We start from the raw sequence: 26,494 nt of genomic DNA on the forward strand, positions 1-26,494 counted from the left end.
GTGGGAGCGGGCTTGCTCGCTCCCCGTCAGATCGATGTCAGGTCTTGGCTTTGGCGTGCGCGGCAAGGCGCTCCAGCGCTGCGCGCAAACCCGGATCAGTGATCCCGTCCGCCGTCGCCTGAATCGTCGCCGCTGCATCCGTCGACAGGTCCATGGTATGCCCGCTCGCGCCACGCTGAACCGTTGGCGGTTGCACCTTGAACAGAATCCGCGTCAGGCTGGCGAACTCGTCGAACATTTGTAATTGCCGTTGCAGACGCTTTTGCTGATAACGCAGGCGTGTGGCCCAGTGGCCGTCGGTGACAATCAGCAACAGACTGCCTTCACGCCACGAAGCGACATGGCAGTGTTCGCGGGCAGCGGGTTGCAGTTGGCTTTCAAGTAGACGCTGCAAATGACCCAAACGCTGGGCATGGCCGAGGATGGCTTTGAGCGGCTTGGCTTCGCGCAGTAGAACGGCGGGTGCTCTGGCCGTAAGAGGGCGAAATGCCATGATCGAACACCTGAAGTAACAGAAGCGCCATGGTAGCAGAAAGCAGCGAGATCACTCGCCCATTGCTTTTGCCCCTGCTTTGCCCATTAAATCAACCACTAGCTTCTTTTCTGCATGACTTGAAGTTGAGCAAAACGCCCCTATTTCAAGTGAGCCCCGTCAAAGCGCAGTGCCAGCATCGTGGAACATCGCCACTTTCCTCACCACCGTTTCCGGGTAGAATGCTCGTTCGCATGCGGCCATGAGGGCTGCACGGGCGACTCACGGGGCCGCCCTCCATCCCTTTAGTGTGGAAGATCCTGCCGATATGTTTGCGCCTTTGTTAAAGAAACTTTTTGGAAGCAAGAACGAGCGTGAAGTCAAACGCATGCTCAAGACGGTGCAGCTCGTCAATGCCTTCGAAGAGCAAATGGTGGCCCTTTCGGACGATCAATTGCGCGCCAAGACCGATGAGTTCAAGGCCCGCATCGCCAAAGGGGAAACCCTCGACAAGCTGTTGCCAGAAGCCTTCGCGGTCGCCCGTGAAGCCGGCAAGCGCATCATGGGCATGCGCCACTTCGACGTACAACTCGTCGGTGGCATGACCTTGCATGAAGGCAAGATCGCCGAAATGCGTACCGGTGAGGGTAAAACCCTCGTGGCTACCCTGGGTGTTTACCTCAACGCACTGTCCGGCAAGGGCGTGCACGTTGTGACCGTGAACGACTACCTGGCCCGCCGTGACGCCAACTGGATGCGTCCGCTGTATGAGTTCCTCGGCCTGACTGTCGGCGTCGTGACGCCGTTCCAGCCGCCGGAAGAAAAACGCACGGCTTACGCTGCCGACATTACTTACGGCACCAACAACGAATTCGGTTTCGACTACCTGCGCGACAACATGGCGTTCAGCATGGAAGAAAAATTCCAGCGCGAACTCAACTTTGCCGTGATCGACGAAGTCGACTCCATCCTTATCGACGAAGCGCGTACCCCGCTGATCATTTCGGGTCAGGCCGAGGACAGCTCCAAGCTGTACATCGAGATCAACAAACTGATCCCGCAGCTGGAACTGCACGTTGAAGAAGTCGAAGGCGAAGTCACCAAGGCCGGCCATTACACCGTCGATGAGAAGACCCGTCAGGTCGAACTCAACGAAGCCGGTCACCAGTTCATCGAAGACATGCTTACCCGCGTTGGCCTGCTGGCTGAAGGCGAGAGCCTGTATTCGGCACATAACCTGGGCCTGCTGACCCACGTCTATGCCGGTCTGCGTGCGCACAAGCTGTTCAATCGCAACATTGAATACATCGTGCAGGACGGCCAGGTCGTACTGGTCGACGAACACACCGGCCGTACCATGCCGGGCCGTCGTTTGTCCGAAGGCCTGCACCAGGCCATCGAAGCCAAGGAAAACCTGAATATTCAGGCCGAGAGCCAGACCCTGGCCTCGACCACGTTCCAGAACTACTTCCGTCTGTACACCAAGCTGTCCGGCATGACCGGTACCGCCGACACCGAAGCGTTCGAATTCCACCAGATCTATGGTCTGGAAGTCATGGTCATTCCGCCGAACAAACCGTTGGCGCGTAAAGACTACAACGACCTGGTATTCCTCACCGCCGAAGAGAAATACACGGCGATCGTGGCGGATATCAAGGAAAGCATGGCCGCTGGCCGTCCGGTGCTGGTGGGTACTGCCACCATCGAAACCTCCGAGCACATGTCCGCACTGCTCGTGAAGGAAGGCATCGAACACAAGGTTCTGAACGCCAAGTTCCACGAAAAAGAAGCCGAGATCATCGCGCAGGCCGGTCGTCCGGGCGCACTGACCATCGCCACCAACATGGCCGGTCGTGGTACCGACATCCTGTTGGGCGGTAACTGGGAAGTTGAAGTCGCTTCGCTGGAAAACCCGACCCCTGAGCAAATTGCCCAGATCAAGGCCGACTGGCAAAAGCGTCACCAGCAAGTGCTGGAGTCCGGCGGCTTGCAGGTCATCGCCTCCGAGCGTCACGAATCCCGCCGTATCGACAACCAGTTGCGTGGTCGTGCCGGCCGTCAGGGTGATGCCGGTTCCAGCCGCTTCTACCTGTCGCTGGAAGACAGCCTGATGCGCATCTTCGCCTCTGACCGGGTGAAGAACTTCATGAAAGCCCTGGGCATGCAGCCGGGCGAAGCGATCGAGCACCGCATGGTGACCAACGCGATCGAGAAGGCGCAGCGCAAGGTTGAAGGGCGTAACTTCGACATTCGTAAACAACTGCTCGAGTTCGATGACGTCAACAACGAACAGCGTAAAGTGATTTATCACATGCGTAACACGTTGCTGGCCGCCGACAACATCGGTGAAACCATCGCCGATTTCCGTCAGGACGTGCTCAACGCGACCATCAGCGCCCATATTGCGCCGCAGTCGCTGCCAGAGCAGTGGGATGTGGCCGGTCTGGAAGCAGCGCTTGCCAGCGACTTCGGGGTGAAACTGCCGATCCAGCAATGGCTCGATGAAGACGATCACCTGTACGAAGAAACCCTGCGCGAGAAGCTGATGAACGAGCTGATCGCTGCGTACAACGAGAAAGAAGATCAGGCCGGTGCCGAAGCACTGCGCTCCTTCGAGAAGCAAATCGTTCTGCGCGTGCTGGACGATCTGTGGAAAGATCACCTGTCGACCATGGATCACCTGCGTCACGGCATCCACCTGCGTGGCTACGCCCAGAAGAACCCGAAGCAGGAATACAAGCGCGAGTCGTTCACGCTGTTCTCCGAGCTCCTCGATTCGATCAAGCGCGACTCGATCCGCGTGCTGTCGCACGTTCAGGTGCGCCGCGAAGATCCGGAAGCCGAAGAGCAACGCCTGCGTGAGGAAGCTGAAGCATTGGCTGCCCGCTTGCAGTTCGAACATGCCGAAGCTCCTGGTCTGGATCAACCGGACGCGTTGGGTGAAGAGGTCGATGTGGCCCTCGCCACTGCCCCGGTGCGCAACGAGCAGAAGCTGGGCCGCAACGAACTGTGCTACTGCGGTTCGGGCAAGAAATTCAAGCATTGCCACGGGCAGATCCAGTAAAACCCGTTACAACGGCTGAAATACCCGCGCCGCGACCGGCTTCTGCCGTCGCGGCGTTTTGCCATTCAAGCCACCGTCCCAACGATGGGCGGTGCTGACATCATTGAGTAAGGAGCGCATTCATGGCTGTTGGTCTTGGTCCTTTGCCAACGTTGCACCCGGTTGCCGGTTTTGAACTCGGTATCGCCTCGGCCGGCATCAAGCGCCCCGGGCGCAAAGATGTTGTGGTGATGCGCTGCGCTGAGGGTTCGACCGTGGCGGGCGTGTTCACGTTGAACGCTTTTTGTGCTGCGCCTGTGATCCTGGCGAAACAACGCGTGCAGAACGCTGTGCGCTACTTGCTGACCAACACCGGCAATGCCAACGCAGGCACCGGCGAGCCAGGCCTGGCCGCGGCTGAGCGCACTTGCGCCAGATTGGCTGAGCTGACTGGCGTCGACGCCAATCAGATTCTGCCGTACTCCACCGGTGTCATCGGCGAGCCACTGCCGGTCGAGAAAATCGAAGGTGCGCTGCAAGCCGCGCTGGATGATCTGTCGGAAAACAACTGGGAAGCGGCCGCCACCGGCATCATGACCACCGACACCCTGCCCAAGGGTGCCAGCCGCCAGTTCCAGCATGACGGCGTGACCCTCACGGTGACCGGCATCAGCAAAGGCGCAGGCATGATTCGCCCGAACATGGCGACCATGCTCGGCTACATCGCGACAGACGCCAAAGTCGCCCGCGACGTGCTGCAAAATCTGATGCTCGACGGCGCCAACAAGTCGTTCAACCGCATCACCATCGACGGCGACACCTCGACCAACGATTGCTGCATGCTGATTGCCACCGGCCAGGCGGCTCTGCCGGAAATTACCCGTGCCGAAGGCGAACTGTTTGCCAAACTCAAGCAAGCGGTGTTCGACGTGTGCATGGACGTGGCCCAGGCCATCGTGCGTGACGGCGAAGGCGCGACCAAGTTTGTGACCGTTGAAGTCAACGGCGGCGGCAATCATCAGGAGTGTCTGGACGTCGGTTACACCGTGGCACACTCGCCGCTGATCAAGACCGCGCTGTTCGCCTCCGATCCGAACTGGGGTCGCATCCTGGCCGCTGTCGGCCGTGCCGGCGTGCCGGAACTGGATGTGAGCAAGATCGACGTGTTCCTTGGTGATGTGTGCATCGCCAGCCGTGGCGCTCGTGCTGAGACCTACACTGAAGCGCAAGGCTCGGCGGTGATGCAGCAGGAAGAGATCACGATCCGTATCGAGCTGGGTCGCGGCGATTGCAGCGAAACGATCTGGACCACCGACCTGTCGCATGAATACGTGAAGATCAACGCCGAATACCGGACCTGATCCACAGGCCGGGTATGAGCTGCCCGCGAAGACGGCAGTCCAGACACCACAAGTCCCAAAGCTTTTCCTCTGACGAAAAGGCGCCAAAACCATGTCCCTGCACCTGATCATCGGCGACAAACTGCTTTCCTCATGGTCGCTGCGTGCTGCGCTGGCTGTTGAGCTGACCGGCGCGCCTTACAGCGAAGAACTGATCAAACTCGGCAAGCCCGACACCCGTGAGCAACTGCTCAAGCATTCACCGACGGCCAAGGTGCCGCTGCTGAAAACCGCGCGCGGTACCATCGCCGATTCGCTGGCGATTGCCGAATACCTCGCTGAGCAGTTCCCGTCCGAGTCACTCTGGCCGACTGACATCGCGGCCCGCGCCCAGGCCCGATCCGCCTGTGCACAAATGCACAGCGGCTTCTTCGCCATGCGTAACCACATGCCGTTCAACCTCAGCCACGATGCGCCGCTGAACCCGGTGCCGCCGGAGGTGAAGGTCGATATTGAACGCATGCTCGCGTTGTGGGCCGAATGCCGTGCTGTCGCCACAGAAGAAGGGCCGTACCTGTTTGGCCGCGTGAGCCTGGCCGATGCGTTCTTCGCTCCGATTGCCGTGCGTCTGCGCACCTATCAGGTGAAGCTGCCCGCGGCTGACGAAGCCTATGTTGAAACCGTCTACCAATGGCCGGCCTTCAAGGCCTGGCAGAAGGCTGGACTGGAGGAATTGAACCCGTGAAGCGTGTACACGTCGCTGCTGCCGTCATCCGTGACGACAGTGGCAAGATTCTCATTGCCCGCCGTGCCGATACCCAGCACCAGGGGGGCTTGTGGGAATTCCCCGGTGGCAAGGTCGAGGCTGGCGAATCCGTTGAAAGCGCGCTGGCCCGTGAGCTGCAGGAAGAGTTGGGTATCGTCGTTGGCGCTGCCCGGCCATTGATCAAAGTGCGCCATGACTATCCGGACAAGCAGGTGCTGCTGGATGTCTGGGAAGTCTCGAGCTTCAGCGGCGCCCCCCATGGCGCCGAAGGCCAGCCATTGGTCTGGGTGAGCGCCAAGGAGCTGGCGAATTATGAGTTCCCGGCCGCCAACCAGCCGATCGTTGCGGCGGCGCGGTTACCTGCTGAGTACCTGATCACCCCGCAAGACCTGGAAACTGCGGCGTTGTTGCGCGGCATCCAGAAGGCGATTGCTGGCGGGATCAAGCTGATCCAGTTGCGCGCGCCCAATGGCTATGACCCGAAGTACCGCGATCTGGCAGTAGACGCCGCCGGTCTGTGTGCCGGTAAAGCGCAGTTGATGATCAAAGGGCCGTTCGAATGGCTCGGTGATTTCCCGTCTGCGGGTTGGCATATCACTTCTGCGCAGTTGCGCAAATACGCCGCGGCGGGTCGCCCGTTGCCGGCGCAGCGTTGGTTGGCGGCGTCTTGCCATAGCGCAGAAGAGTTGGCTCTGGCCGAGCAGATGGGGGTGGATTTCGTGACCCTGTCGCCGGTGCAGCCGACGTTGACTCACCCGGATGCGACGCCGCTGGGCTGGGAGCAGGCTTCAGCGTTGATCGAAGGTTGCAGCAAACCGGTGTTCCTGCTCGGCGGCGTTGGTCCGGCGGAGCGGGAGAAGGCTTGGGGGGTTGGTGCTCAGGGTGTGGCGGGGATTCGGGCGTTCTGGCCAGAGAGCTGAAATATGTGGTGATGCTGCTGGCCTCTTCGCGAGCAAGCCCGCTCCCACAGTTGATCGGGTTCCTTTAATTGGAATGCAATCAACTGGGGGCTTGCTCACGAAGGCGTTCGCTCAGGCGCTACTGTCCTGAAGGTTTTGCAGCAGGCTGCCAAAGAATCTCCGCCACCCCCTGCCGCCGCGCAATCAGCCGCGCCGCGACAAACAACAAATCCGACAGCCTATTGATATATGCCAGCCCAACCCCGGCCAACGGCTCAATGGCGTTCAAATGCTGACAGCGTCGCTCGGCACTCCTGGCCAGGCTTCGGCACGCATGGGCCTGAGCGATCAGCATCGAACCGCCCGGCAGAATGAAATTCTCCAGCGGCCCCAACTCCTCATTCCACACATCAATCGCCGTTTCCAGCCGTTCGATTTCCGCTGCGTTGAGCGCCTGATATTCCGGCATTGCCAACTCGCCACCCAAGTCGAACAGCCGATGCTGACAAGGCGCCAATACCTCGATCAGTTCACTCAGGCTCGGATAGGCCTCGCGCTCGGCAATCAGTCCGGCCAGCAATACGCCGACCTGGCTGTTCAGCGTATCGACTTCGCCAATCGCCTCGATGCGTGGGTGATCCTTCGGCACGCGGCGGCCATCGCCCAGGCCGGTTTCGCCAGTGTCACCGGTGCGGGTGTAAATCTTCGACAGGCGAAAGCCCATGGGTTACCTCGATAGTTGATGGGTTTGAGCCGCAACGGGCGCAGGTTGGGCCAGCGGAAGGCGCAGGGTGAAGCAGGTGTCCTGGCCCGGCGCCGATTGCACCTCCATCTGCCCTTTGTGGTTATTGGTGATGATGAAGTACGACACCGACAACCCAAGGCCTGTGCCCTGGCCGACTTCCTTGGTGGTAAAGAACGGTTCGAAAATGCGTTTACGCACGTTCTCGCTCATGCCGATGCCGTTGTCCTCGACCTGAATCTCGGCCCACGGTGGATTGAGCCTGGTACGCAGAATGATTCGCCCCGGTTCGCTGTCGTCTTCGCGTTGGTGAATCGCTTGCGCGGCGTTTTTCAGCAGGTTGAGCAGGACTTGTTCCAGTTCGTTGGCCGTGCCTGGAACCGGGCCGAGCGCAGGGTCGAACTGACGGATGATCGCCTGTCCCTTGAAGTCAAAACCGATGGCCAGATCGAAGTCGTTGCCAGCGATTTCCACCGCTTGATCAATCAGCGCCGGCAAATCACACGGGGCCAGTTGCCGGGTGCTACGACGGCTGAAGCTGAGCATGTGGGTGACGATTTTCGCCGCCCGGGCGCCGGCCTGCTGAATGCCATCGAGCAATTTCGGGACTTCTCGGCCCTGCAGGTAGCGGTTGACCGTGTCGAGTTCAATGCCCAGCTGTTCGGCGGTTTCGAGGTTCTTCGGCAGGTCCGGCGACAGGCGCCGGCGGATGTTCTGCACGTTGTGCAGGATTGCGCCCAGCGGGTTATTGATTTCGTGGGCCATGCCTGCGGCGAGGCCGCCGACCGAGAGCATTTTCTCCGACTGCACCATCATTTCTTCCAGCGACAGGCGTTGGGTGATGTCGTCGATGCGGATCACCACGCCACGCCCGGCGCCGCCCATCAGCGGGTAGAACGTCAGGGCGTAGTGCTTGGGCTCGTCGTCCTTGAACCAGGTTACGCGCTCGATTTTCGCTACCGTGTGTTGCTCTACGGTTTCCTTGAGCTGCGGCAGAAACGGCTTGAGCGGTTCGAACGCCAGGAAGATCGGCTGGTTCAGCGCTTCGTCGAGTCGCGTGCCGGACAGGGCACTGGCTTCCTGGTTCCACTGGGTGACGTAGAGCTGCTCGTCGAGGGCGATCAGCGCCGAGGGCATGGAGTCGATGATGCTGTTGAGGTAGTTCTGGAAACCGGTGAGTTTTTTCTCGATCTTGCTGCGCACCTGGACCTCCAGTTCCAGTTTGCGGTTGGTGTGGCGGGTTTCTTCGGCCAGCCCCTGAGCTTGATCGAAAGCGGCTTGCGAGTCGTCGCGGGCGCGTTTGAGCTGCTGTTCGCGGGCTTCGATGCGCGAGAGCATGGTGTTGAACGCCTCGGCAAGACTGCCGATTTCGTCGTGGTTACCGCGCGAGGCGCGCAGGGCGTAGTTCTCTTCGCGGGTGACCTGGCGCGAGAGTTCTTCAAGTTCGTGAATCGGGCGGGTGATCAGGCGTTTGATCTGCCGGGCAATCACCAGCCAAAGCAGCACACTGAAAATCAGGATGCCGAGACTCGCGGTGAGCGTGCCGGTGTAGAACGCCATCGGCAATTCGCTGCTGGCCACCAGCAACAGATGACCGGGTGAAGTGCCAGGGCGGGGCAGGGTGATCAATTGATTGCTGCGAAACTCGGTCAGTTGCCAGGCTTCGATGTGCCGATCGTGTTCCGGCAAGTTGAGCTTGTCACCATGCTGCACTTGCGCCAGTCGCTCGCCATTGCCGTCATACAGGGCGGCGGCGCGCAATGGTGAATAGCTGTCGAGCTCCTTGAGCAGTCGTTCGGCGCTCTGCGGTGATTGCAGGGCTTCGCTGACCAGACTTGGGTTGGCAATCAGCCGGCCGATGGTCTGCAAGGCTTGCGGGGCCATGCTTTCCTGGGAGATGTAATAAGCGGCGCTGATAAAAGTCAGGTTGGCGACGAGCAAGACAGTGGTCAACAGCACCAGCAGGGCGGCCAGCAGTTTCTGGCCGACGGGCAGGTTTTCGAGGCGCTGGCGCAATGGCATCAGGTTTATCGCAGCAAAGGAACAAGTGGCCAGCGTAGCCGCTGCTCAGTCGCTGGGCAATCCGAGGCTGCGCAGATGAGCGACCAGTCGATGCTGCAATTGGCTGAGGTGCGGCAGATTCAATTGGTGGCGTGCGGCGACTTTGCAGGCGTGGCCCAATAGATAGCTGATCTCGGTGCGGCGCATGTTGGCCACGTCCTGATACATCGATGAGTAATTGGCGGCGGTGGCCTGGATCACTCGTTCCACTTCCTGTTGCAGGTTGTCAGCGGCTGCCGGTTGGCCGCAACGCTGGAGCAACTCCGCCAGTTCTGCGCACAACGTAGCCACTTCGCAGTGGTGCTCCTGCAAGCCGCCGTTGCGGCAGTTGTGCAGCACGGTCAGCGGATTGATCGCGCAATTGAGCGCCAGCTTGCGCCACAACCGGGTGAGGATGTCGGTGCTCCATTCATGGGGGATGTTCGCTGCGTCCAGATCATCCAGCCAGATCGGCGCTACCGGGTGAGCGGCATCGCCGAGCCAGGTGTAACCGTGGCCGGCAAACACCACGCGCCAGTCGCCATCGCGGAACGCGCCTTCGGTGCTGGAGGCACTGATGCAGCGTGCTTGCGGCACTTGCGCGGCGACAGCGTCCTGGCTGCCCAGGCCGTTTTGCAGCAGGATCAGTTCGGCATCCGGCGCCAGGCGCGGGGCGAGCAGGGCGACAGCGCTTTCGGCATCGTAGGCCTTGCAGGCCAACAACAGGCGACGGATCGGTTCTGGGCTGTCCGGCGTTTCGCCGGGAACTGCATAAGTCTTGGCTTGTCCTTGTTCCACGAGGGTTAATCCGCCGGCTGCCTGATAGCTGTGCAAGCGCATCGCGTCCCGCACGATCAGCCGGACCGGCAAGCCAGCGCGAGCCAGCCGCGCAGCCCAAAGGGTGCCGAGACTGCCGGCGCCAAGAACATGCCAAGGGATAGACATCAGTTTTTTGCTCGATTGGTTGCAGGCATGTGCGGCTCGCCGTGTCGGTAAGAAAAGACCCGTTATAATGAGCCCGATTTTAACCGCAAGCCAAGCGCGCTCCATCCTCATCGAGCGCGCCTTTTTATTGGAGAGATTACATGCCGTCGTTCGACGTGGTATCCGAACTGGACAAACACGAACTCACCAACGCGGTCGAGAACGCCGTGAAGGAACTCGATCGTCGTTATGACCTGAAAGGCAAAGGCAGCTTCGAGTTCAAGGAAAAAGACCTGACCGTCAACCTGACCGCTGAAGCCGATTTCCAGCTGGAGGCGATGATCGAGATCCTCAAACTGGCCTTGGTCAAGCGCAAGATCGATGTGCAGTGTCTTGAGGTCAAGGACGCTTACGCATCGGGCAAGCTGATGAAACAGGATGCCGTGCTCAAGGAAGGTATCGACAAGGAACTGGCGAAGAAGATCGTCGGCCACATCAAGGACGCCAAGCTCAAGGTACAGGCCGCCATTCAGGGCGAGCAGGTGCGCGTTACCGGCAAGAAGCGTGATGACCTGCAAGAAGCCATCGCGGCCCTGCGTGCCAAGGAGTTCGGCATGCCGCTGCAGTTCAACAACTTCCGCGACTAAGCGCTATCCGCACAATCTGTGGGAGTGGGCTTGCTCACGAACGCGGTGTGTCATTGAGCAATAAGGTTCACTGAGACACCGCTTTCACGGGCAAATCCTCTCTCGCTCGGATTTATTTTCCCCGGCGGATTTTTGCGCTACTTATTCTTTGCGTGCCGCGTAGCCGGAAATCAGGAGATAGAACATGGATTTGAATGCTGAAGTGGATAACCTGGTCAAGGCATCCCAAGCGTGGATCCCGATGATCATGGAATACGGCAGCCGCGTGCTACTGGCAGTGATCACGTTGGCCATCGGCTGGTGGCTGATCAACAAGGTCACGCGCAAGCTCGGTGGCTTATTGGCTCTGCGTAACGCCGACCTGGCGCTGCAAGGTTTTATCAGTACGCTGGCCAATGTCATTCTCAAAGTGCTGCTGATCGTCAGCGTCGCTTCGATGATCGGTGTGGAAACCACCTCGTTTGTTGCAGCCATCGGTGCTGCCGGCCTGGCCATCGGTCTGGCATTGCAGGGCAGCCTGGCTAACTTTGCTGGCGGCGTGCTGATTCTGCTGTTCCGTCCGTTCCGTATCGGTGACTGGATCGAGGCGCAAGGCGTGTCGGGTACGGTCGACAGCATCCAGATTTTCCACACCGTGCTGCGGACTGGCGACAACAAAACCATCATCCTGCCGAACGGCAACCTGTCGAACGGCATCATTACCAACACCAACCGTCAGCCAACCCGCAAGGTTGTGTTCGATGTGGGTGTGGATTACGAAGCCGATCTGCAGCAAGCGCGTCAGGTGCTGCTGGATCTGGCCAAGGATGAGCGTGTTCTGCAAGATCCAGCGCCACAGGCGGTGATTTCGACCTTGGGCGACAGTTCGATCACGGTCTCCCTGCGAGCGTGGGTTAAAACCGCGGATTACTGGGATGTGATGTTCATGTTTAACGAACAATCACGGGATCGCTTGAAGGCTGCAGGGATTGATATTCCGTTTCCACAGCGAGTCATTCGTGTGGTTCAGGAAACCGCGCCGCAATAACATCTGGGTTACAACCTGAAGGTTTCGTCGGTGTTGCATTGTTAGGTTGCTATCTAACTAGCAACAATTAAAGACTGTATGAAACCAGATACAAAAAAAACGCTCACCTGGATCAGGTGAGCGTTTTTTTGTTGCCGTGTTCGAACTAGCGCTGAATTACAAAATGCTCAGCGGGTATTCGATGATCAGGCGGGTGTCGTTGTTGTCGTTGCCGTTGATGCCGTTATAAGAGGAGTTTGCACGGTAGATCGCGCTACGCAAGCGGAAAGACAGGTCTTTGGCCGGACCGCTTTGCATAACGTACTTGGTTTCGAAGTCGAACTCGTGTTCTTTACCTTCTTCGGCGCCAGTGGTGATGTTGTCACCACGGACGTAACGAGTCATGAAGCTCAGGCCAGGAACGCCGTAGGTTTTCATGTTCAGGTCGTAGCGAGCCTGCCAGGAACGCTCATCTTGGCCGTTGAAGTCGGAGTATTGGATGGAGTTGGCGAGGAAGATAGTGCCACCGCCGTCAACGCCGTAAACATAACCTGTGTCACCGGTAGAGCGCTGGTGAGCCAAGGTGAACTTGTGAGCGCCGATGCTATAGGCAGCTGCGAGGGACCAGATGCGGTTGTCAACATTGCCGCTCAGTTCTTGACCCTGGCTCTTGGAGCGATAGCCGTTGAAGTCGAAGTTCAGGGACTGATCTTCGTTGATCGGCAGGGTGTAGTTAGCGTTTATGTATTGCTTCTTGAAGTAGTCATCTACATCGGAAGCAGCCACGCCAGCTACAAAGTTGTCGGTGAACTGGTAGGTAGCGCCGGCAATGTTGGCGCTGGTCAGGCCTGGGTTGTGCGGTCCGTTGATGCTGTCGCGGCCCATACCAGTCTGCGAACTCAGAGCGGAGAAGCGACCGGCGGTCAGTTCCAGACCTTTGATTTCTTTACTGGTGATGATGGTGCCGGTAGCAACTTCTGGCAGCACGCGGCTGTCGTCTGTCGAGAAGACAGGGCTGGCAACGTATTGGTTACCATATTTCAGGACAGTGTCGGACAGACGGAACTTAACTGCACCGCCAACCTTCGATTGGGTGTCTTCTGGCCGGCCTTCGCTATCACGACCGAACATGCTGTTACCGGTACGGCCACGGCCACTGTCCAGTTTGATCATGCCATTGGCCAAGGCATCTACACCGACACCTACGGTGCCCTGGGTAAAGCCCGACTCGTACGTAGCACGTAGGCCGAGCCCCGTCTCTTCGCGATAACTTTGCGAAGTGCTAGGGTTATTTTTGAAATCACGGTTCATGTACAGCATACGGCTGTGAACATTCAGGCTCTGATCTTCAAAAAAGCCCTTGGATTCGTCTTGGGAAGACGCCATTGCGAACTGCGAGGTGCCTGCTGCAACAGCCAGGGCGATCATGCTCCACTTCATCACGCGCATCGTGATTTGCTCCTTTGGTTTTTAGAAGAGTACTGCCGTCCCACCTGTTTTATTATCTGGGCGGCTCTTTCTTTTTGTGTCGGCGCAAACTTATATCACGCTGACAATGTTGGCGATACTTGCGAGTCCAACCTTTCACCTTCTTTACGACTCTGTCGCAGATGGCTGGGTAGATGTCGCAAATTCACAGTACCGATGCAATCGGACCGACAACTTTTCGCTGTTTTTCTAGCCTTTTGCATCGCTAAAAAAGAGTCCCTGGCAAAACACTTGAATCTCCATCGGGCAGCCTTGCCACTGTTTTTGTTGGTCTTAAGGCTCCCACGTCCCGTGGTGCGCTTAGAGTCCATATGAGTACGAATGCAACAAGCGTGCACAAACCGCAATTTCGGTGTGGCTTTTTTTCTGAACGCCTGTTTTTACCTGTAAAAGCCTCATAAACACTGGGCGAAAAGCCCCTCGGTTCTCAGGACTTGACGCGATTGTTCTTATGGTGTTGCCGTGCCGTTGCAAGCGCGTGACAACCAAAAACGTTACCGGTTCACCCCACAGGTGAGTATTTGGCGGATGCCTTGCGCATTGAGCGTAGACGCATTGTGCGGTTTTGGTGCAAAAAATTTTACGGCTGTACCAGATTCATACCGTTCGGGTTGAGGTTGGTCTCAAGTGCTTCAGGGTTTTCGGTCATTTTCGTGTGCTGCTCTTCAATCCGGGGCCCGCGTTGGTGCAGGGTGTCGATAAATGTCCCATCTCGGGGCGTTCGGAGAATGCCCAACGGCATTGCCGTCGTGAAGGCGGGCGCATTCGCAGGTATGCTGCCTGTCTGTCGCTTGGCGCGCCGCCCTCGGGCGAGGCCGCTAAGCTCAATTATGTAGATCAGCCGGGAGTGCGCGCAGTGTTTGCTTTAGATTCACGACTACAACAGGACACCCTTGCCATCGGCGACTTCCCGCTCTGCCGGCTGCTGCTGTCCAACGACGCCAGCTACCCGTGGTTCATCCTGGTACCTCGTCGTGACGATATCAGTGAGTTGTTTCAGTTGGATGTCGCCGATCAACAGCAATTGTGGTTGGAAACCACCGCATTGGCCGAGTTGCTCAAAGACTTGTTCGATGCCGACAAAATGAATGTCGCAGCGTTGGGTAACGTGGTCAGCCAGTTGCACATGCATGTGATAGTGCGAAAACGCGATGACGCCGCCTGGCCAGCGCCTGTGTGGGGCAAGCACCCGGCCAAGCCTTATGGCAGCGAAGAGGTGGCCGCTATTCGCGATCGATTGCGTGTCGTGCTGACCGATGATTTCACCTTTTTGGAGGGCTGAGTCATGAGTCTGGAACAACGCGTTAACGATCTGGAAAGCCGTTTGGCGTTTCAGGATGACACCATTCAGGCCTTGAACGATGTGCTGGTGGCGCAGCAACGGGTGGTCGAGCGCCTGCAATTGCAAATGGCCGCACTGCTCAAGCGTCAGGAAGAAATGGTCGGGCAGTTCGAATCCTTTGAGGAAGAGGCGCCACCCCCGCACTATTGAGCCACAGCACTGTTTTGTGCAGGCATAAAAAAACCGCGAACAGTCTGGCTGTTCGCGGTTTTTTATTGCCTGGGATCAGCGACGCGGCAAAGCCGCGATCACGTCCTCGGCTTGCAGGCCCTTGTCCCGGTTCATCACCGAGAACTCTACGCGCTGGCCTTCGACCAGAACGCGGTGGCCTTCGCCACGGATCGCGCGAAAGTGCACGAAAATATCATCACCGGAATCCCGGGAGATAAAGCCGAAGCCTTTGGACGTGTTGAACCACTTGACGGTGCCGGTATCGCGGTTGGTCATGTCGTAGCTGGTTGGCGCGGCGGCAGGTGAAGATCTATAGAAGCTGACGGCCAGGTGCAGGATTACGGCTGTCAGGGCAATCACCAGGCTGAACAACACCGCTGGTTGGCCGGCGATGACGGGCATCGGCGCGATCAGGGTCAAGGTTTGCAGGACGACAGTCAGCACCAGAAGCGCGCTGACCAGGTTTTGCAGATGCTGGCGCGGGCCTTTGTTCCAGTAAGGAATTACTGGAGCAATCACCAGGTTCAGCAGGCCGAAAAAGGCCAGGTAAAGTGCATCGGGTTGTTGCAGGTAAGGAACGGCTTCGGATTTCAGGCTAGGTATGAACGACAGCAGCAATGCCGCTGCGCCCATCAGCAGGTGGACGATTTTCAACATTTTGAATGGCTCACTTTATAACGGCTCACAAGGAAGAGCTGAAGATGCACGGTTCGCTTCGGGACAAAATAAGAGGCGGTGGACACGTACACGGCATCAGCCTATGCGCGAAACCCCGAAAAACGGGGCGTAGCGACACACTGCCTATTTAACAGCAAAGCCTGCTGCTACTCAAATCAGCCCGGCCAGCGGCACAGCGCCGGTCTTTTTGTCGCAGCCTGTTCAGGTTTTCGAGGCTGCGGGCTGGCGACAGCCTTGCTAGAGTGGGCCTGCACCTGTTGGATGAATTCAATCGCCGTTAGGGGGTAAACATGGCAATCGATATCGGTATCAGTGAAGAGGATCGCAAGTCCATCGTCGAGGGGCTGTCGCGTCTGCTGTCGGACACCTACGTGCTGTATCTGAAAACCCATAACTTCCACTGGAACGTCACAGGCCCGATGTTTCGTACGCTGCATTTGATGTTCGAAGAGCAGTACAACGAACTGGCGCTGGCCGTGGATCTGATCGCCGAACGCATTCGCGCGCTGGGCTTTCCGGCACCGGGCGCCTATGCCACTTACGCACGTCTGTCCTCTATCAAGGAAGAGGTGGGGGTACCGAGCGCTGAAGACATGATCAAGCAACTGGTCGATGGGCAGGAAGCCGTGACCCGCACCGCGCGCGGCATCTTCCCGTTGCTCGACAAGGTCAGCGATGAGCCGACTGCCGACCTGTTGACCCAGCGCATGCAGGTTCACGAGAAAACCGCATGGATGCTGCGCGCTTTGCTTCAAGCATAACCCTGGCATGCGAGCAGGTCTGCGGACTGCTCGCGTGCTGTCCGGATTCGTACCTGTGTCGTTGGCTTATCCTACGGTGATGGTCACCAAGTCATCTGGATATAACTTTGCGTCTGCGCTTTTATGAAGTCACAGGATGTGGCTTTGAAAACAAGCAGAGATGGCAAAGGAGTGTCACCGATATGGTAGAAGGAGACAGGCGGGGCGACAGGATTGTCGGCTTGCCACATGAGTTGAAAGTCGATCCGTTCGTCAACGAATTCGACATGTCATTGATTCAGCCGTTGTCCCGATCCGTGCGTTTGAACGGATACGCGACATGCCTGCGACTTGAGCAGGTTTACTGGAATATCCTCGGCGATATGGCCGCAGATAATTGTTGTTCGATCAGTTCGCTGTTGTCCCACGTTGATCGTGAGGTGCATCTGCGTCATGGCGGCGTGAAAAATTTCAGCGCTCTGGTGCGAGTGGTGTGCGTCATGAACGGGGTCAAGTAAGCCACACCGGTCAATTCGCTTTGACACAGTGGTTGCAAACGAGGTCGCGGCCTGTGCAGTCTTACGGCTGCACAGGCCGCATTTAATGGATATAATCCCGCTCTTTCGCCGCAAAGCCCTGCGCGCGGTGGCAATCTGATCGCCGAGACACCCCCCATGCCGATGTACGATTACCAATGCGCTTCCTGTGGTCATCAGTTGGAAGCCATTCAAAAGATCAGCGAGGCACCGCTGGTCGACTGCCCTGCCTGCCAGGCACCAGAGCTCAAGAAGCAGCTGTCCATGCCCGGCTTTCGCCTTAGCGGCAGCGGTTGGTACGAAACCGATTTCAAGACCGGAACCAAGAAGAATCTGGCCGGTGGCGACAAATCTGACTAGGGTTCAAACCCCGGTCGAACGACACGCGTGAGTTTCCGTCAGTCGCACAATGCTTGAGTGCGGCGGGATCTCCACCGAATTTCGAATTACGAGAAGCGAACCACTACCATGATGCGCAGCCACTATTGCGGCCAACTGAACGAAAGCCTGGAAGGCCAGGAAATTACCCTTTGCGGATGGGTTCACCGTCGTCGCGACCACGGCGGGGTGATTTTCCTCGATATCCGTGATCGTGATGGTCTGGCTCAGGTGGTATTCGACCCGGATCGCGCCGAGAGCTTCGCCGCCGCCGATCGCGTGCGCAGCGAATACGTCGTCAAAATCACCGGTAAGGTTCGCCTGCGTCCGGCCGGTGCCACCAACGCCAACATGGCGTCGGGCATGATCGAAGTCCTGGGCTACGAGCTGGAAGTGCTGAATGAGTCGGAAACCCCGCCGTTCCCGCTGAACGAGTTCTCTGACGTTGGCGAAGAAACCCGCCTGCGCTATCGCTTCCTCGACCTGCGTCGCCCGGAAATGGCCGAGAAGCTGCGTCTGCGTTCGCGTATGACCACCAGCATCCGTCGCTTTCTCGACGAAAACGGCTTCCTCGACGTCGAAACACCGATCCTGACCCGTGCTACTCCGGAAGGCGCGCGTGACTATCTGGTGCCGAGCCGTACCCATGCCGGTTCGTTCTTTGCCCTGCCGCAATCGCCGCAACTGTTCAAGCAACTGCTGATGGTGGCCGGCTTCGACCGTTACTACCAGATCGCCAAGTGCTTCCGTGACGAAGACTTGCGCGCTGACCGTCAACCGGAATTCACCCAGATCGACATCGAGACCAGCTTCCTCGATGAAAAAGAGATCATGGGCCTGACCGAAGAAATGATCCGCAATCTGTTCAAGGAAGTGCTGGGTCTGGAGTTCGGCGATTTCCCGCACATGACTTTCGAAGAGGCCATGCGTCGTTACGGTTCCGATAAGCCAGACCTGCGTAACCCGCTGGAACTGGTCGACGTTGCCGATCAGTTGAAAGAAGTCGATTTCAAGGTGTTCAGCGGCCCGGCCAACGATCCGAAATGCCGTATCGCTGCGTTGCGCGTTCCAGGCGGGGCGAGCATGCCGCGCAAGCAGATCGACGATTACACCAAGTTCGTCGGCATCTACGGTGCCAAGGGCCTGGCGTACATCAAGGTCAACGAGCGCGCTGCTGGTGTTGAAGGTCTGCAATCGCCGATCGTGAAAAACATCCCGGAAGACAAGCTGAACGTGATCCTCGATCGCGTTGGCGCAGTCGATGGCGACATCGTGTTCTTCGGCGCCGACAAGGCCAAGATCGTCAGCGAAGCGCTGGGTGCACTGCGCATCAAGCTCGGTCACGACCTGAAGCTGCTGACCTGCGAGTGGGCGCCAATGTGGGTCGTCGACTTCCCGATGTTCGAAGAAAACGACGATGGCAGCTTCTCCGCGCTGCACCACCCGTTCACCGCGCCGAAGTGCACGCCGCAAGAGCTGGAAGCCAACCCGGCTGGCGCTCTGTCCCGCGCCTACGACATGGTGCTGAACGGCACCGAGCTGGGTGGCGGTTCGATCCGTATCCACCGCAAGGAAATGCAGCAGTCGGTATTCCGTCTGTTGGGTATCGATGAAGCGGAACAGGAAGAGAAGTTTGGCTTCCTGCTCGACGCGCTGAAGTACGGTGCTCCGCCGCACGGTGGTCTGGCCTTCGGTCTGGACCGTCTGGTGATGCTGATGACCGGCGCCCAGTCGATCCGTGAAGTGATCGCCTTCCCGAAAACCCAGAGTGCTGCCGACGTGATGACGCAAGCACCGGGTGTGGTGGATGCCAAGGCACTGCGCGAACTGCACATTCGTTTGCGTGAAACGCCAAAGGCTGAGTAAGACGGGCCTGAAGGCGCATCTTTGGATGCGCCTTTTTTCTTTCTGTAGAAAGCAGGTCGAGATTTTTTTGTTTGCTGGCTGCGCGACATGCGCGGCGGGCGACGTTTCAAAGAGAATTCGGAGCGAGTTATGGCAGGTCATTCCAAGTGGGCGAACATCAAGCACCGCAAAGAACGTCAGGATGCCAAGAGAGGCAAGATTTTCACCAAGTGGATCCGCGAGCTGACCGTTGCGGCCCGTCAGGGCGGCGGTGATCCGGGTTCCAACCCGCGTCTGCGTCTGGCCCTGGACAAGGCGCTGAGCGCGAACATGAGCCGCGACATCATCGATCGTGCCGTTGCGCGTGGCGCCGGTGCGACCGAAGCGGACAACGTCGAAGAGCTGACCTACGAAGGTTACGGCCCTGGCGGCGTGGCGGTGATGGTTGAATGCATGACCGACAACCGCAATCGCACAGCAGCAGCGGTACGCCATGCGTTCAGCAAATGTGGCGGTAACCTCGGTACTGACGGTTCGGTGGCGTACCTGTTCGAACGCAAGGGGCAGATCAGCTTCGCGCCGGGCGTTGACGAAGACGCGTTGACCGAGGCGGCTCTGGAGGCCGATGCCGACGACGTGGTCACCCACGAAGACGGATCGATCGACGTTTTCACCTCGTTCACCAGCTTCTACGCCGTACGAAACGCGCTGGAAGCGGCCGGGTTCAAGGGTGATGACGCGGAAATCGTCATGCAGCCGACCACCAGCGCCGAACTGGATCTGGATGGTGCGGAAAAGGTGCTCAAGCTGATCGACATGCTTGAAGACCTGGATGACGTGCAGAACGTCTATTCCAACGCGGACATCCCGGAAGACGTGGCCGCTCAGCTCGGTTAAGAGCGACCAGGCTTGAATGTGGGAGCGGGCTTGCTCGCGAATGCGGCGTATCGGCAGATTTACATGCTGAATGACACACCGCTTTCGCGAGCAAGCCCGCTCCCGTATTGGTTATTCGTCGTTTTGAAATTCGTGTTTTCACCGAACCTGCAGGCGTTATGACTTTAATTCTTGGTATCGACCCCGGTTCGCGTATCACCGGTTACGGCATTGTTCGCGATACCGGACGCGGCGGCTGCATTTATGTGGCCTCGGGTTGCATTCGCACCGGTGCTGGCGAATTGCATGAGCGTCTGCAAATCGTCTATCGCGGTGTGCGTGAAATCATTCAGACCTACGGCCCGGTCACCATGGGCATCGAAAAGGTGTTCATGGCGAAAAACGCCGATTCGGCGCTGAAGTTGGGGCAGGCCCGTGGAGCCGCGATTGTCGCCGGCGCAGAAGAATGTCTGGAGATTGCCGAATACACGGCGACCCAGGTCAAACAGGCCGTAGTCGGCACTGGCGCGGCGAATAAAGAGCAGGTGCAGATGATGGTCATGCACATGCTAAAGCTGACCAGCAAACCGCAAATCGATGCATCCGATGCCCTGGCGATTGCCATTTGTCACGCGCACACCCGCTCCAGCCTGTTGCCGCATGGCCTGGGAACAGCACGCAGTCGTGGCGGGCGCCTGCGTCTCTGATAGCATCAGCATCAAATTTACGGAGCGAAAGGTTTGGCGCCTGTGTTGTCGGCCCGACGTCTTCGCTCTGACTGTCGCCAGCCCACGGCTGGCCAACGCTCAAGGATCTGAAACGTGATTGGACGCTTGCGCGGCACCCTGGCTGAGAAACAGCCGCCGCACCTGATTCTGGATGTAAACGGCCTCGGGTATGAGCTGGAAGTGCCCATGACCACCCTTTACCGCCTGCCGTCGGTCGGTGAGCCGCTGACCCTGCACACCCATTTGGTCGTACGCGAAGACGCGCAGTTACTCTATGGTTTTGCCGGCAAGCGTGAGCGAGACTTTTTTCGCGAGTTGATCCGTCTCAATGGTGTCGGGCCAAAACTGGCGCTGGCATTGATGTCGAGTCTGGAAGTCGATGAATTGATTCGCTGCGTGCAGTCCCAGGACACTTCGGCGCTGACCAAGGTGCCCGGCGTCGGCAAGAAAACCGCCGAGCGTTTGTTGGTCGAACTGAAAGATCGCTTCAAGGCCTGGGAAACCTCGCCGGCCATGTTTGCCCTGGTGCCGAACCAGCCGGATGGCCCGGCGCCGGTCAATACCGCCGAAAACGATGCGGTCAGCGCACTGATTTCCCTGGGTTACAAGCCGCAGGAAGCCAGCAAGGCCATTTCCGCGATCAAGGACAAGAATCTGAGCAGTGAAGACATGATCCGCCGCGCCCTGAAGGGAATGATTTAAGTGATTGAAGCTGATCGTCTGATCGCTGCCGCGCATAGCCCGCGTGAGCGCGAAGAAGTCCAGGATCGGGCCATTCGTCCGGTCAGCCTGGCTGACTACATTGGCCAACCGACCGTGCGCGAGCAGATGGAACTGTTCATCCAGGCTGCCCGTGGCCGTAGTGAATCGCTCGACCACACGCTGATTTTCGGTCCGCCGGGTCTGGGTAAAACCACGCTGGCCAACATCATTGCCCAGGAAATGGGCGTGTCGATCAAGAGCACTTCGGGCCCGGTGCTTGAGCGCCCCGGTGATCTGGCCGCGTTGTTGACCAATCTTGAACCGCACGATGTGCTGTTCATCGACGAAATCCATCGCCTGTCGCCCATTGTCGAAGAAGTGCTGTACCCGGCAATGGAGGATTTCCAGCTCGACATCATGATCGGTGAAGGGCCGGCGGCCCGTTCGATCAAGCTCGACCTGCCGCCGTTTACCTTGGTCGGTGCGACCACCCGCGCCGGCATGCTGACCAACCCGCTGCGGGACCGCTTTGGTATCGTCCAGCGCCTTGAGTTCTACAGCACGGCGGATCTGTCGACGATTGTCAGTCGTTCGGCGAATATCCTCGGCCTGCCGCTGGATCCGGAAGGCGCCTTCGAAATTGCTCGTCGTGCCCGTGGTACGCCACGCATTGCCAACCGCCTGCTGCGCCGGGTGCGCGATTTTGCTGAAGTGCGGGCCAAGGGGCATATCACCAAATCGGTTGCCGATCTGGCGCTGAACCTGCTGGATGTCGACGAACACGGTTTCGATCATCAGGACCGGCGTTTGCTGTTGACCATGATCGAGAAGTTCGATGGCGGTCCGGTCGGGATCGACAGCCTCGCGGCAGCGATCAGCGAGGAGCGCCACACCATTGAAGATGTGCTGGAACCGTACCTGATTCAGCAGGGCTACATCATGCGCACACCGCGGGGCAGGGTAGTGACGCGCCATGCGTACCTGCATTTCGGTTTAAATGTTCCGTCACGAATGGGTGAGATGCCCGTGGTAGACGAGTTTCTCGATGCCGTGGACGATTAATACACATTTGTTGTCGATTTATTCAGGGTTTGTACTGTCAGAGGACGGTACTTTTACGGTAAAGCCTTTGAACAACGAAAAAACAGTTGCCTGGCCGGATTGGCAACCTGAGGAGTAAGCACTAGAGTATGCGCGCGCAAAACGGGCTTGAGCCGTTCGCACATCGTTGTCGCGTTTATTACGAGGACACCGATGCGGGCGGCATCGTGTATTACGTTAATTACCTCAAGTTTATGGAACGGGCTCGAACCGAGCGGCTCCGCGAGCTGGGCTTTGCCCAATCGCAGCTGGCAGGGGAGGACCTGTTGTTTGTCGTGCATTCCAGCGAAGCGCGTTACCACGCGCCGGCGCGACTGGACGACGAACTGCTGGTAAGCGCTGAAGTAATCGAATTGAACCGTGCCAGCCTGCGCTTTAAACAGCAGGTCAGGCGGGCTACGGATAATGTGCTGCTCTGTGAAGGGCAGTTTTTGGTGGCCTGTGTGCGCACTAACAGTTTGAAACCCCGGGCCCTTCCCGAAGACCTGCGTGCGGCCTTTGCCGACGTGGGCGGCCCGGGTACACACTCTAAGCAGGAGATAAAGCGTGGAAGCTAACGTCGTCGACCATTCCTCCATGTGGAGCCTGGTCAGCAATGCCAGCATCGTGGTGCAGTTGGTAATGTTGACCCTGGTGGCCGCATCGGTGACCTCATGGATCATGATCTTTCAGCGCAGTAATCTGCTGCGTGCCGGTCGACGTGCCCTGGAGAGCTTCGAGGAGCGCTTCTGGTCGGGTATCGATCTGTCCAAACTGTATCGTCAGGCCGGCAGCAACCCGGATCCGGATTCCGGCGTCGAGCAGATCTTCCGCGCCGGTTTCAAGGAGTTCTCCCGTCTGCGTCAGCAGCCCGGCGTCGATCCTGAAGCCGTGATGGAAGGCGTGGCCCGTGCCATGCGCGTAGCCATTTCCCGTGAAGAAGAGAAACTGGAGCAAAGCCTGCCGTTCCTCGCCACTGTGGGGTCGGTCAGCCCGTACATCGGTCTGTTCGGTACCGTTTGGGGCATCATGAACTCCTTCCGCGGTCTGGCCAGCGCCCAGCAAGCGACCCTCGCCACGGTGGCTCCGGGTATCGCTGAGGCCTTGATCGCCACGGCGATCGGTCTGTTCGCCGCGATTCCGGCCGTTATTGCTTACAACCGTTTCTCTGCACGCAGCGAAACCTTGCTGAGCCGCTACTACACCTTCGCCGATGAATTCCAGGCGATCCTGCACCGCAAAGTGCACACCAGCGAAGAATAAGCAGGTAATTTCCAATGGCTTTAATCGCTCGAGCTCGCAAAAAGCGCAAGCCGGTTGCCGAGATGAACGTAGTGCCCTACATCGACGTGATGTTGGTGCTGCTGGTCATCTTCATGGTGACCGCGCCGATGCTCAATCAGGGCGTGAAAGTTGATCTGCCCAAGGTTTCCAGCGAAGCCTTGCCGCAGGACAACAACACCCAGGTCCTGACCATTTCGATCAAGGCTGACAAGACCTACTACTGGAACCTTGGCAGTGAAGTCGACACCGAGAAGCAACAGGACAGGGCCATGACCCTGCCGCAAATGACCGATGCGGTGACCAAGATCATTCGTGCCGGCAACGAAGGCGGCAAGCGTACTCAGGTCTTTATCCGTGGCGACAAAACCGTTGACTATGGTGCCGTCATGGGCGCCATGGGCGGGTTGCAGAAAGCCGGGGTCGGTAATGTTGGTTTGATTACCGAGGCCCCCTGATGCGGCAACAGAGAGAGCCGTCCGCCTCGGAAAGCTTCTTCTGGCCTAGTGTCTGGGCGATTGTCTTGCACGTGCTGGTGTTCGGCATGCTGTTTGTCAGTTTTGCCTTCACACCGGAACTGCCTCCGGCCAAGCCGATTGTCCAGGCGACCCTGTACCAGCTGAAATCGAAAAGTCAGGCAACCACCCAGACCAATCAGAAGATTGCGGGTGAGGCGAAGAAGTCCGCCGCACGTCAGACCGAAGTCGAACAGATGGAGCAGAAAAAGGTCGAGCAGGAAGCGGTGAAAGCTGCGGAACAAAAGAAAGAAGAAGCGGCTCAAAAGGCCGAGGAAGCCAAGAAGGCCGACGAGTCCAAAAAAGCGGACGAGGCGAAAAAGGCTGATGAAGCCAAGAAAGCCGATGAAGCGAAGAAGACCGCCGAAGCCAAGAAGGCAGAAGAGAAACAATTGGCTGATATAGCCAAGAAGAAAGCCGAAGAAGAAGCGAAAAAGGCTGCTGAAGAAGAGGCCAAGAAAGCGGCCGCTGAACAAGCCAAGAAGAAGATCGTCGAAGACGCGAAGAAGAAAGCCGCCGAAGACGCCAAGAAGAAAGCTGAAGCTGAAGAGGCGAAGAAGAAAATCGCCGACGACGCGAAGAAGAAAGCGGCTGCCGATGCTGCGAAGAAGAAAGCGCAAGAGGCGGCACGTAAATCTACCGAAGACAAAAAGGCTCAGGCCCTGGCAGATTTGCTTTCCGACACGCCGCAGCGCCAGCAGGCCTTGGCTGATGAGCAGGGTGACGAAGTCGCGGGCAGTTTCGATGACTTGATTCGTGCGCGAGCCGCAGAGGGGTGGGCACGTCCACCTTCAGCGCGCAAAGGCATGACGGTCGTGCTGCAAATCGGCATGTTGCCGGACGGCACGGTGACTACGGTCAACGTGTCCAAGTCCAGTGGCGATGGTCCGTTCGATGCTTCGGCAGTGGCGGCAGTGAAGAATATTGGACGTTTGACAGAAATGCAGGGAATGAAGCCGAGCGATTTCGCTCCGTATCGTTCATTCAAGATGACATTCACACCTGAGGATCTAGCCTTGTGAGAAACCTTCTTCGAGGAATGCTGGTCGTGATCTGCTGCATGGCAGGGATCGCGATGGCTGAGGAAAAGAACATTCTGGTCACCAGCGGTAGTGATCGGGCCACCCCGATCGCTGTTGTACCGTTCGGTTTCCAGGGCGGTGCTGTTCTGCCGGACGACATAGCTGAAATCATTGGTAACGATTTGCGGAACTCGGGCTACTACTCGCCGATTCCCAAGCAAAACATGATCAGTCAGCCAAGCCAGCCGAGCGAAATCATCTTCCGTGACTGGAAGGCGGTAGGTGCGCAATACATGATGGTCGGCAGCATCGCTCCAGCAGGCGGTCGCCTGCAGGTCCAGTGGGCACTGTTCAACGTTGCCACCGAACAGAAAGTGGCTGACGGCAGTGTTTCCGGTACCACCGAGCAACTGCGCGACATGGCGCACTTCATCGCTGACCAGTCGTTCGAAAAGCTCACCGGTATTCCGGGTGCGTTTTCGACCCGTCTGCTTTACGTGACGGCGGAGCGCTTCTCCGAGAAGAACACTCGCTACACCCTGCAGCGTTCGGACTACGATGGTGCCCGCGCCGTGACTCTGCTGCAATCGCGTGAACCGATCCTGTCGCCGCGTTTCGCTCCGGATGGCAAACGCATCGCCTACGTGTCGTTCGAGCAGAAGCGTCCGCGCATCTTCATGCAGAACATCGACACCGGTCGCCGTGAGCAGATCACCAACTTCGAAGGCCTGAACGGCGCGCCAGCCTGGTCGCCGAATGGCGATCGCCTGGCATTCGTGCTGTCCAAAGACGGTAACCCGGATATTTACGTGATGAACCTTGCATCGCGTCAGATCACCCGTGTAACCGCAGGTCCGGGCATCAATACCGAACCGTTCTGGGGCAAAGATGGCTCGACCATCTACTTCACCTCCGACCGTGGCGGCAAGCCGCAGATCTACAAAACCAGCGTAAGCGGTGGTGGTGCTGAGCGTGTGACCTTCATTGGCAACTACAATGCCAACCCGAAGCTTTCGGCTGATGAAAAGACCCTGGTGATGATCCATCGCCAGGACGGTTTCACCAATTTCAAGGTGGCGGCCCAGGATTTGCAGCGCGGCAGTGTAAAGATCCTCACTGATAGCACTCTGGACGAGTCACCCACTGTTGCGCCCAACGGCACCATTGTAATCTCAGACACCCGCCACCAGTGCCGGTGAGTCTTGATGCTATTTTGCATTAATTGTCGAGCTA

The 26,494-nt window shown here is 58.1% G+C and carries 26 protein-coding genes and 1 pseudogene; 21 read left to right on the forward strand and 6 right to left on the reverse strand.

Annotation, left to right across the window (positions count from 1 at the left end):
• Positions 1–37 precede the first annotated feature (37 nt).
• Positions 38–493 (reverse strand): DciA family protein, encoded by a 456-nt coding sequence (locus tag ACIOWA_RS13225; protein WP_339430990.1) that lies wholly within the window; start codon positions 491–493, stop codon positions 38–40.
• Between the two features lie 307 nt (positions 494–800).
• Here ACIOWA_RS13225 and secA point away from each other — a divergent pair, with 307 nt between their 5' ends.
• From secA to ACIOWA_RS13245, 4 genes are all read left to right on the forward strand, one after another.
• Positions 801–3,536 carry a preprotein translocase subunit SecA gene (secA, locus tag ACIOWA_RS13230; RefSeq protein ID WP_339430989.1) on the forward strand — a complete coding sequence of 912 codons (2,736 nt, stop codon included), beginning with the start codon at positions 801–803 and terminating at the stop codon, positions 3,534–3,536.
• A gap of 122 nt (positions 3,537–3,658) precedes the next feature.
• Entirely contained in the window at positions 3,659–4,876 is a 1,218-nt protein-coding gene (gene argJ / locus ACIOWA_RS13235; protein WP_401160172.1) for a bifunctional glutamate N-acetyltransferase/amino-acid acetyltransferase ArgJ, read from the forward strand.
• Between the two features lie 91 nt (positions 4,877–4,967).
• The gene (locus tag ACIOWA_RS13240; protein ID WP_401160174.1) at positions 4,968–5,600 is read left to right on the forward strand and encodes a glutathione S-transferase family protein; all 633 of its coding nucleotides are present in this window, start codon (positions 4,968–4,970) and stop codon (positions 5,598–5,600) included.
• The gene (locus tag ACIOWA_RS13245) at positions 5,597–6,541 is read left to right on the forward strand and encodes a Nudix family hydrolase (RefSeq protein WP_339430986.1); all 945 of its coding nucleotides are present in this window, start codon (positions 5,597–5,599) and stop codon (positions 6,539–6,541) included. The genes ACIOWA_RS13240 and ACIOWA_RS13245 overlap by 4 nt, the downstream gene beginning before the upstream one ends.
• A 118-nt stretch (positions 6,542–6,659) precedes the next feature.
• Here the strand turns inward: ACIOWA_RS13245 and ACIOWA_RS13250 are convergent, their stop codons facing one another.
• Genes ACIOWA_RS13250 through ACIOWA_RS13260 form a run of 3 tightly spaced genes read right to left on the reverse strand, consistent with a single transcriptional unit; the run spans position 6,660 to position 10,247 of the window.
• Positions 6,660–7,244, reverse strand: coding sequence for a cob(I)yrinic acid a,c-diamide adenosyltransferase (locus ACIOWA_RS13250; protein WP_339465244.1), 585 nt, complete (start codon positions 7,242–7,244; stop codon positions 6,660–6,662).
• 3 nt (positions 7,245–7,247) lie between these two features.
• Positions 7,248–9,284, reverse strand: a complete 2,037-nt coding sequence (locus tag ACIOWA_RS13255) for an ATP-binding protein (RefSeq protein ID WP_401160175.1) — start codon at positions 9,282–9,284, stop codon at positions 7,248–7,250.
• Between the two features lie 45 nt (positions 9,285–9,329).
• Positions 9,330–10,247 carry a putative 2-dehydropantoate 2-reductase gene (locus ACIOWA_RS13260; RefSeq protein WP_221730680.1) on the reverse strand — a complete coding sequence of 306 codons (918 nt, stop codon included), beginning with the start codon at positions 10,245–10,247 and terminating at the stop codon, positions 9,330–9,332.
• Between the two features lie 140 nt (positions 10,248–10,387).
• Here ACIOWA_RS13260 and ACIOWA_RS13265 point away from each other — a divergent pair, with 140 nt between their 5' ends.
• Positions 10,388–10,873 (forward strand): YajQ family cyclic di-GMP-binding protein, encoded by a 486-nt coding sequence (locus tag ACIOWA_RS13265; protein ID WP_027619814.1) that lies wholly within the window; start codon positions 10,388–10,390, stop codon positions 10,871–10,873.
• Positions 10,874–11,057: 184 nt separating this feature from the next.
• Positions 11,058–11,900, forward strand: a complete 843-nt coding sequence (locus tag ACIOWA_RS13270) for a mechanosensitive ion channel family protein (RefSeq protein ID WP_339430982.1) — start codon at positions 11,058–11,060, stop codon at positions 11,898–11,900.
• 156 nt (positions 11,901–12,056) lie between these two features.
• On the opposite strand, the gene ACIOWA_RS13275 is transcribed toward ACIOWA_RS13270, so the two are convergent.
• Complete coding sequence (locus ACIOWA_RS13275; protein WP_401160177.1) at positions 12,057–13,328, reverse strand: OprD family porin; 1,272 nt, start codon at positions 13,326–13,328, stop codon at positions 12,057–12,059.
• 895 nt (positions 13,329–14,223) lie between these two features.
• On the opposite strand from ACIOWA_RS13275, the gene ACIOWA_RS13280 reads away from it, so the two are divergent.
• Both ACIOWA_RS13280 and ACIOWA_RS13285 read left to right on the forward strand, forming a co-directional pair.
• On the forward strand, positions 14,224–14,649 hold the full coding sequence (locus ACIOWA_RS13280; RefSeq protein ID WP_339465270.1) for an HIT domain-containing protein: 426 nt from the start codon (positions 14,224–14,226) through the stop codon (positions 14,647–14,649).
• Positions 14,650–14,652: 3 nt separating this feature from the next.
• Entirely contained in the window at positions 14,653–14,859 is a 207-nt protein-coding gene (locus ACIOWA_RS13285; RefSeq protein ID WP_339430979.1) for a SlyX family protein, read from the forward strand.
• 75 nt (positions 14,860–14,934) lie between these two features.
• Here the strand turns inward: ACIOWA_RS13285 and ACIOWA_RS13290 are convergent, their stop codons facing one another.
• Positions 14,935–15,537, reverse strand: coding sequence for a cold-shock protein (locus ACIOWA_RS13290; protein ID WP_221730684.1), 603 nt, complete (start codon positions 15,535–15,537; stop codon positions 14,935–14,937).
• A gap of 311 nt (positions 15,538–15,848) precedes the next feature.
• On the opposite strand from ACIOWA_RS13290, the gene ACIOWA_RS13295 reads away from it, so the two are divergent.
• The 13 genes and pseudogenes from ACIOWA_RS13295 to tolB form a co-directional block, all read left to right on the forward strand.
• Positions 15,849–16,319 (forward strand): Dps family protein, encoded by a 471-nt coding sequence (locus ACIOWA_RS13295; RefSeq protein WP_339430978.1) that lies wholly within the window; start codon positions 15,849–15,851, stop codon positions 16,317–16,319.
• 182 nt (positions 16,320–16,501) lie between these two features.
• Positions 16,502–16,816, forward strand: coding sequence for a ribbon-helix-helix domain-containing protein (locus tag ACIOWA_RS13300; protein ID WP_339465273.1), 315 nt, complete (start codon positions 16,502–16,504; stop codon positions 16,814–16,816).
• A 156-nt stretch (positions 16,817–16,972) separates the two neighbouring features.
• A complete protein-coding gene (locus tag ACIOWA_RS13305) occupies positions 16,973–17,194 on the forward strand; it encodes an FmdB family zinc ribbon protein (RefSeq protein ID WP_064119106.1) in 222 nt (73 codons plus the stop codon).
• 108 nt (positions 17,195–17,302) lie between these two features.
• Positions 17,303–19,078 carry an aspartate--tRNA ligase gene (gene aspS / locus ACIOWA_RS13310; RefSeq protein WP_038366634.1) on the forward strand — a complete coding sequence of 592 codons (1,776 nt, stop codon included), beginning with the start codon at positions 17,303–17,305 and terminating at the stop codon, positions 19,076–19,078.
• Between the two features lie 129 nt (positions 19,079–19,207).
• The gene (locus tag ACIOWA_RS13315; protein ID WP_122589593.1) at positions 19,208–19,954 is read left to right on the forward strand and encodes a YebC/PmpR family DNA-binding transcriptional regulator; all 747 of its coding nucleotides are present in this window, start codon (positions 19,208–19,210) and stop codon (positions 19,952–19,954) included.
• A 158-nt stretch (positions 19,955–20,112) separates the two neighbouring features.
• Positions 20,113–20,640 (forward strand): crossover junction endodeoxyribonuclease RuvC, encoded by a 528-nt coding sequence (gene ruvC / locus ACIOWA_RS13320; protein ID WP_007962095.1) that lies wholly within the window; start codon positions 20,113–20,115, stop codon positions 20,638–20,640.
• 114 nt (positions 20,641–20,754) lie between these two features.
• On the forward strand, positions 20,755–21,363 hold the full coding sequence (gene ruvA / locus ACIOWA_RS13325) for a Holliday junction branch migration protein RuvA (protein ID WP_123467207.1): 609 nt from the start codon (positions 20,755–20,757) through the stop codon (positions 21,361–21,363).
• On the forward strand, positions 21,364–22,425 hold the full coding sequence (gene ruvB / locus ACIOWA_RS13330; RefSeq protein ID WP_221730687.1) for a Holliday junction branch migration DNA helicase RuvB: 1,062 nt from the start codon (positions 21,364–21,366) through the stop codon (positions 22,423–22,425).
• Positions 22,426–22,553: 128 nt separating this feature from the next.
• Positions 22,554–23,021, forward strand: coding sequence for a tol-pal system-associated acyl-CoA thioesterase (gene ybgC, locus ACIOWA_RS13335; RefSeq protein WP_339430976.1), 468 nt, complete (start codon positions 22,554–22,556; stop codon positions 23,019–23,021).
• Positions 23,011–23,706, forward strand: a complete 696-nt coding sequence (tolQ, locus tag ACIOWA_RS13340; protein ID WP_007912733.1) for a protein TolQ — start codon at positions 23,011–23,013, stop codon at positions 23,704–23,706. Before ybgC ends, tolQ begins: the two co-directional genes overlap by 11 nt.
• Before the next feature lie 23 nt (positions 23,707–23,729).
• A complete protein-coding gene (tolR, locus tag ACIOWA_RS13345; protein WP_221730777.1) occupies positions 23,730–24,182 on the forward strand; it encodes a protein TolR in 453 nt (150 codons plus the stop codon).
• Positions 24,182–25,261, forward strand: coding sequence for a cell envelope integrity protein TolA (tolA, locus tag ACIOWA_RS13350; RefSeq protein ID WP_339430975.1), 1,080 nt, complete (start codon positions 24,182–24,184; stop codon positions 25,259–25,261). Before tolR ends, tolA begins: the two co-directional genes overlap by 1 nt.
• A 17-nt stretch (positions 25,262–25,278) precedes the next feature.
• Positions 25,279–26,457: pseudogene (gene tolB, locus ACIOWA_RS13355) on the forward strand (Tol-Pal system beta propeller repeat protein TolB); the annotation flags it as partial.
• Between the last annotated feature and the right edge of the window lie 37 nt (positions 26,458–26,494).

Source organism: Pseudomonas sp. NPDC087614 (assembly GCF_044743485.1).
Lineage (GTDB): Bacteria > Pseudomonadota > Gammaproteobacteria > Pseudomonadales > Pseudomonadaceae > Aquipseudomonas > Aquipseudomonas baetica_A.

What these genes read in the sequence shown, in the direction of transcription:
- ACIOWA_RS13225 (WP_339430990.1), bottom strand. Translation starts at nt 493, where the DNA reads ATGGCATTTCGCCCTCTTACGGCCAGAGCACCCGCCGTTCTACTGCGC.
- secA (WP_339430989.1), top strand. Translation starts at nt 801, where the DNA reads ATGTTTGCGCCTTTGTTAAAGAAACTTTTTGGAAGCAAGAACGAGCGT.
- argJ (WP_401160172.1), top strand. Translation starts at nt 3,659, where the DNA reads ATGGCTGTTGGTCTTGGTCCTTTGCCAACGTTGCACCCGGTTGCCGGT.
- ACIOWA_RS13240 (WP_401160174.1), top strand. Translation starts at nt 4,968, where the DNA reads ATGTCCCTGCACCTGATCATCGGCGACAAACTGCTTTCCTCATGGTCG.
- ACIOWA_RS13250 (WP_339465244.1), bottom strand. Translation starts at nt 7,244, where the DNA reads ATGGGCTTTCGCCTGTCGAAGATTTACACCCGCACCGGTGACACTGGC.
- ACIOWA_RS13255 (WP_401160175.1), bottom strand. Translation starts at nt 9,284, where the DNA reads ATGCCATTGCGCCAGCGCCTCGAAAACCTGCCCGTCGGCCAGAAACTG.
- ACIOWA_RS13260 (WP_221730680.1), bottom strand. Translation starts at nt 10,247, where the DNA reads ATGTCTATCCCTTGGCATGTTCTTGGCGCCGGCAGTCTCGGCACCCTT.
- ACIOWA_RS13265 (WP_027619814.1), top strand. Translation starts at nt 10,388, where the DNA reads ATGCCGTCGTTCGACGTGGTATCCGAACTGGACAAACACGAACTCACC.
- ACIOWA_RS13270 (WP_339430982.1), top strand. Translation starts at nt 11,058, where the DNA reads ATGGATTTGAATGCTGAAGTGGATAACCTGGTCAAGGCATCCCAAGCG.
- ACIOWA_RS13275 (WP_401160177.1), bottom strand. Translation starts at nt 13,328, where the DNA reads ATGCGCGTGATGAAGTGGAGCATGATCGCCCTGGCTGTTGCAGCAGGC.
- ACIOWA_RS13285 (WP_339430979.1), top strand. Translation starts at nt 14,653, where the DNA reads ATGAGTCTGGAACAACGCGTTAACGATCTGGAAAGCCGTTTGGCGTTT.
- ACIOWA_RS13290 (WP_221730684.1), bottom strand. Translation starts at nt 15,537, where the DNA reads ATGTTGAAAATCGTCCACCTGCTGATGGGCGCAGCGGCATTGCTGCTG.
- ACIOWA_RS13295 (WP_339430978.1), top strand. Translation starts at nt 15,849, where the DNA reads ATGGCAATCGATATCGGTATCAGTGAAGAGGATCGCAAGTCCATCGTC.
- ACIOWA_RS13300 (WP_339465273.1), top strand. Translation starts at nt 16,502, where the DNA reads ATGGTAGAAGGAGACAGGCGGGGCGACAGGATTGTCGGCTTGCCACAT.
- ACIOWA_RS13305 (WP_064119106.1), top strand. Translation starts at nt 16,973, where the DNA reads ATGCCGATGTACGATTACCAATGCGCTTCCTGTGGTCATCAGTTGGAA.
- aspS (WP_038366634.1), top strand. Translation starts at nt 17,303, where the DNA reads ATGATGCGCAGCCACTATTGCGGCCAACTGAACGAAAGCCTGGAAGGC.
- ACIOWA_RS13315 (WP_122589593.1), top strand. Translation starts at nt 19,208, where the DNA reads ATGGCAGGTCATTCCAAGTGGGCGAACATCAAGCACCGCAAAGAACGT.
- ruvC (WP_007962095.1), top strand. Translation starts at nt 20,113, where the DNA reads ATGACTTTAATTCTTGGTATCGACCCCGGTTCGCGTATCACCGGTTAC.
- ybgC (WP_339430976.1), top strand. Translation starts at nt 22,554, where the DNA reads ATGCGCGCGCAAAACGGGCTTGAGCCGTTCGCACATCGTTGTCGCGTT.
- tolA (WP_339430975.1), top strand. Translation starts at nt 24,182, where the DNA reads ATGCGGCAACAGAGAGAGCCGTCCGCCTCGGAAAGCTTCTTCTGGCCT.